This window comes from Neisseria sp. P0008.S002 (assembly GCF_051962805.1).
Taxonomy (GTDB): Bacteria; Pseudomonadota; Gammaproteobacteria; order Burkholderiales; family Neisseriaceae; genus Neisseria; species Neisseria perflava.
In genome coordinates this window covers 1-296 of record NZ_JBQCUY010000023.1, presented here as the reverse complement: position 1 = coordinate 296, position 296 = coordinate 1, and the positions used below count along the sequence as shown (strand labels likewise).

The following is a 296-nucleotide window of genomic DNA, read 5'->3' as shown; positions in this document are numbered from 1 at the left end:
TGGTAGAGGTCGTCTGAAATCTGAGAAAAGAAGATTTGTTCGTAAGGATCAAAATAGGCGTTATCCAGACCGTAGGGATCTTCTTCGGCGGAAGCAGGTCTTGGGGCAGCCTCTTCTTCATATAAATCGTCTTCATCTTCGTCGGCTGCGGAATAAGGCTCGTCCGCTTCGTCGCTGATATCCGGCAACGAAATTTCCCTGCCCTGTTCATCAATATAGAGGAAACCGTCGGCAGTGCGGACAAGACGCATGGAGAACGGCAGCGACCAACCCTGTCCCAGCCAGCCGTTGCCTAT

At 51.7% G+C, this 296-nt stretch carries 1 protein-coding gene; it reads right to left on the bottom strand.

Translation table 11 applies throughout. The annotated features are described in order from the left end of the window. The coding region (locus ACTHSA_RS10825; RefSeq protein WP_440368719.1) for a DUF6531 domain-containing protein at positions 1-296 on the bottom strand (296 nt) is incomplete at both ends.